Source organism: Endozoicomonas sp. ONNA1 (genome assembly GCF_024606325.1).
Taxonomy (GTDB): domain Bacteria; phylum Pseudomonadota; class Gammaproteobacteria; order Pseudomonadales; family Endozoicomonadaceae; genus Endozoicomonas_A.
This window is the reverse complement of record NZ_JAHHPN010000514.1, coordinates 1-4,189: the sequence shown is the minus strand read 5'-3', so window position 1 is coordinate 4,189 and position 4,189 is coordinate 1. Positions and strand designations below refer to the sequence as shown.

Sequence of the window (4,189 nt, the reverse complement as noted above, 5' to 3'; positions counted from 1 at the left end):
TATTCTTTTCAGAAATAGTACGTCGAGCAACGATTATTGAGATCATGAATGAGATCTGACTCCCTCCTGAATCAGCCTGACCGAGGTTTCTGTTAACTCGTTAACCCTTTTCCAGAAAAGTGTTCGCTGTTCTCTATCAGCAGGTTCCAGCGACTGGAACTTCTCCAGAGAAGCCTGAAGCTCCTTTGGGCAAACAGATTCCCGAACGGGCCGAGGTTGATCAGGAAAACTCTCTGTAAAAAGACGATCCCAGTCAAAATGACAACCCGGATCGGCTTTTCCCCTGAAACCAGCTATGTGTTCATGGCCAATAATCCGTTGTGGATCACCCAGGCTGGGGTAGTGCTCCTGCAACAGGCGAATCACATCTTTCAGAGCTGAATATTGTGCATCGGTGAAAGGGAAAACATTCCCGTTGTAGTTAACCAACTCTATTCCAATAGCAAAATCGTTGAGCGCTTCTTTTTCCTGCCAACGACTGATACCAGCATGCCAGGCTCTGTGAGCAGTTCCATTCAGGCAACTGACCAGCTCATAGACGGTCCCGTCCAGATCAATCACCAGGTGAGCTGAAACCCCACAACCTGGACTCGAAATCATGTCCAGCGTACCCTGAAGGTCCACAGCCGTGTAGTGCAGGACCAGAAATTCTACAGGAATTTCCCGGGCGTCAAAGTTGGGGCTGGGATGTGAAATGAAACTTAAAGCCATTGATTTGCCTGTAAAAAGTCTGGGATCCATTGAACTGATAGCGTAACCAGCCATCCAGTCAGAGATCAAGGGCGTATTTTAAGGTATTTATCACCCGATCAAGGAACTTTGAGCTTCATTTGCGCCATAGTCAGCTTTTCAATTCCCTGTATCATTAGCTCATTTGGGAGAAAGAATATGGCCAAAGGCTTACTGAAACATCAGGAACGACAGGCTGCACTGAACTTGCTTGGCAAGGATCTTGCCCGCAGGGCCAGTTCAAAGTGTGAGCTTTGTGAAGCAGCCGGTGTTCCGCTTAACATCTGGGAAGTAGCTCCTGTTCCTGAAGAGCCCGATTTTGAGCACTGCCTGATGACCTGTGACATTTGCGGTGAGCAACTCAGCCTTTTTGAAAGGAAACCCGCAAAAATGAACGTTGACCACTGGCGCTGTCTGGGCAAAAGCGTCTGGAGCCAAGTTCCGGCCGCCCAGGTGATGTCCGTCAGAGTCCTTCGCCAAATCTCAGGGCAATACCCCTGGGCTGCTGAAATCCTCGAACACGTCTTCCTTGAACCTGAAACAGAAAGCTGGGCTCAGAAGATTGAGTGAGCCCTGCTTCACTCTGCCTGATGGCCGATAAAGTCCTGGTCACATTGTTTCTAACAGTGAAGTGTTTATTGAGACTTGAGATCAACGTCCCGGTTCATGCCAACAAATTTGCGTTTTCGATGCTTACCCTTGTGTTCCGTCAGAGCTCTGGCATTCTTGCAGACTGCTCCGCACGGCCGCTGTTGGCCGTCCAATCCGACAACGGTCACGTAGCAGGTTTGTCGCCCACTGTGGTCTTTTCTTCTGTGATCTGACAGAACTTTAGAACTCCTACAAACCTTCGCGCACGGGCGCTGCTGGCCATCTTTGCCGACCACGATCCGGTCACAGATTTGTTGCCCGCTGTGCTCTCTTCTTTTGTGATCCGCCAAGGATCCGGCACTCTTGCAGATCCTACCACATGGCCACACCAAACCATCCTCCCCAACCACGATCCTGTCACAGATTTGTTGCCCGCTGTGGGCTCTTATTTTGTGAGACGCCAGACAAGGAGCATTCTTGCAAACCATCCCGCATGGGCGCTGTCGGCCATCCTCTCCGACCACGGTCACGTAACAGGTTTGTTGCCTGCCATGCACCATTTTTTTGTGGTTCGCCATGGTTTGAGCATTCTTGCAGATCTTCTTGCATGCTCGCTGCTGACCATACTCCCCGACCACATTCATGTTACAGGTTTCTGGCCCTTTATGATTATTTCTATTGTGATCCATCAGGGCACGAGCATTCTTGCAGACTTTCCCGCATGGCCGCGGCTGACCATCCTCCCCGACCACTCTGACATCACAGCTATGTTGCCTTGGATGACTTCTTTTTTTGTGAGATGACAGAGCCCGAGCATTCTTGCAAACTCTCCCACATAGTCGCTCTTGGCCACCCTCTCCAACCAAGATCACGTGACAGATTTTTTGCCCGCTGTTGTTCCTGGCTTGTGCTTCGTCTGTCCGGGAAAGATGGGGTTGGCTCTGACCTGACTGGGATAATTCAGTGATTGTCTGTGGTGTTTCTGAAGAGTCAAGCGCAAGGGAAAACCCAGCTTCCTGGCAAAGTTCAGTTGGATCGACTAACCCATTAATGACCCCAAACTCATTCGCTGTAAAACGCAATCCGTCGTTCATTAGCACAAGACCATTAAGCGGCCCGGCAACGTCAGTTGGATAGGTGCCCCCCGCACGCATTGAGTCTGAGGTGTCCCTGTCTAAGGCAACCTCATCCAAAGCGCAGGCATTGTTGGCAGGGTTGCAGTCAAACTCATACGCCAAATCAAGCAGTTGATTAGAAATCAACGAGAGTTGAATACCAGAAAGATCATCCAGTATTTCGTTTTGTTCGAAATGCGTCGCTTCAAAAGGATCAAAATCGTCTATGCGACTAATGCTGTGTTTATTAGCCAAATGAGGGCATGAGCTCTGTCCGGGGTTTGCTCCGTTGAAGCCCATCGAAGTTTCTGCCGAATTCAGCAGCCAATTATCGGGGCTTCCATTATCAGAGAATGGTCGGAAACTACAAACACCACGACAAGGGTGAACGAAACAATTTAAACCCAAAGTATGTGAGTGTTGTTGAGAACCTCCTCCACTACCGCCTGAGTCAGAATACATGAGGCTGGAGATAAAGCCTCCGGGGAGATTAGCAGCTTGTGGAGCTCGCTGTCCCGATGATGTTGATGGTTGATGTGGTCGCTGGTTGTGTCCAGAGCCAAACATCATTGTAATAGTGTCTAACGAATGGTCCTGACTCACCTTTTGTTGTTCAATCGGGTTAGACATCAGTAACCCGGAGTTCCAATAGCTTTTTAAAAGCCAACCGACAGCGACAAGCACTTCTACAGATAACCATGAATAAGGATTGGAATTCAGGGGGGCGTCTTTGATGGTCAGTATCAGTTTGTGAGCCACCTGCAGGTCAGTGGCATAAAGTAACTGCCACGAAATCGACTCAATGATGGTCGCTTTTATCCCATAGCCGCCAAGTCTGTGTGGTTTGTCATCAGGCGGCCTGGTTGGTCCTGTATAGCCATTTGTGTCGGCAATATCTGACGGGTTACCCTGCGGTGAATGTCGGACACCTTTGATAGAAAAGCTCTGATGCGAAAATCCTGCATTTGGTTCAGCCCCGACAGCAAAACATCCTGTCCACGGTTCAGCCTGACAGACGACAGACAACCCGAGTACCAAAAACAGCGGCGCCATAAGGAGTAGGTATTGAATAATTCTATCCTGGCATTCTGGTTCACAGACAAGAAGGATAGATCACCCCAAGAAAGTGGGCTTCGAAATACTCTGGTTCTGATTTATTAACACCATGATTCCGCAGCGCTTCGAATGAATGTCTGCAAAATCCAGAACCGGGCAACCTCAACGTTTGTTACTTTTCTGATAGTTCTCAATCGCTTGCTGGCGACGTTTACTGACCGTCAACTGTTCCTGTACACGATCTCGTTCAAGCTGGCAGGCTGATATCATTCCCTGATAGAGCGTCTGGAGTTCTTCGAGCAGATCCTTCACCTCTTCCGAGGGAGCAGAGCCACTTTCCAGCGCTTCTTCGATCGCCTGACGTGCTTCAGAATCCAAAACTTCCAGCGTTGTCCAATCCCTGCTTCGGATAGCCTCGCCAAGAGTATAAATGGAATTCTGGAGCTTCTCTTTGACAATGTCGGTTTTGTTCATCGGTAACCTCTCTACCATCAGCGATGTCGGCCTGAGCCTGAGTGTAGACAGTCATGCTAACGGCATCTGCCAAATGAAGTGTCTAAGACGATGATCACTCCAGTTTATATCGTTGAGTTTTTGCTATTGTTTAAGCTCACCAGAATGCTGATGAATATTATGGATTGGTAGACTAGCAGCCTGTCGGACTTAAGCGTCCGTAGCGAGGATTGCAAGAAATTGAG

The 4,189-nt window shown here is 49.0% G+C and carries 4 protein-coding genes; 1 reads left to right on the top strand and 3 read right to left on the bottom strand.

Going from position 1 to position 4,189, the window contains the following annotated elements; genetic code table 11:
• Window positions 1–42: 42 nt before the first annotated feature.
• On the bottom strand, window positions 43–711 hold the full coding sequence (locus KDK19_RS11685) for an N-acetylmuramoyl-L-alanine amidase (protein WP_257253161.1): 669 nt from the start codon (window positions 709–711) through the stop codon (window positions 43–45).
• 177 nt (window positions 712–888) lie between these two features.
• On the opposite strand from KDK19_RS11685, the gene KDK19_RS11680 reads away from it, so the two are divergent.
• Complete coding sequence (locus tag KDK19_RS11680; protein WP_257253163.1) at window positions 889–1,299, top strand: phnA protein; 411 nt, start codon at window positions 889–891, stop codon at window positions 1,297–1,299.
• Window positions 1,300–1,364: 65 nt separating this feature from the next.
• On the opposite strand, the gene KDK19_RS11675 is transcribed toward KDK19_RS11680, so the two are convergent.
• Together KDK19_RS11675 and KDK19_RS11670 are read right to left on the bottom strand one after the other, a co-directional pair.
• Window positions 1,365–3,473: a hypothetical protein gene (locus KDK19_RS11675; RefSeq protein WP_257292009.1), complete on the bottom strand. Its 2,109-nt coding sequence runs from the start codon at window positions 3,471–3,473 to the stop codon at window positions 1,365–1,367.
• 180 nt (window positions 3,474–3,653) lie between these two features.
• Complete coding sequence (locus KDK19_RS11670) at window positions 3,654–3,965, bottom strand: hypothetical protein (protein WP_257253359.1); 312 nt, start codon at window positions 3,963–3,965, stop codon at window positions 3,654–3,656.
• Between the last annotated feature and the right edge of the window lie 224 nt (window positions 3,966–4,189).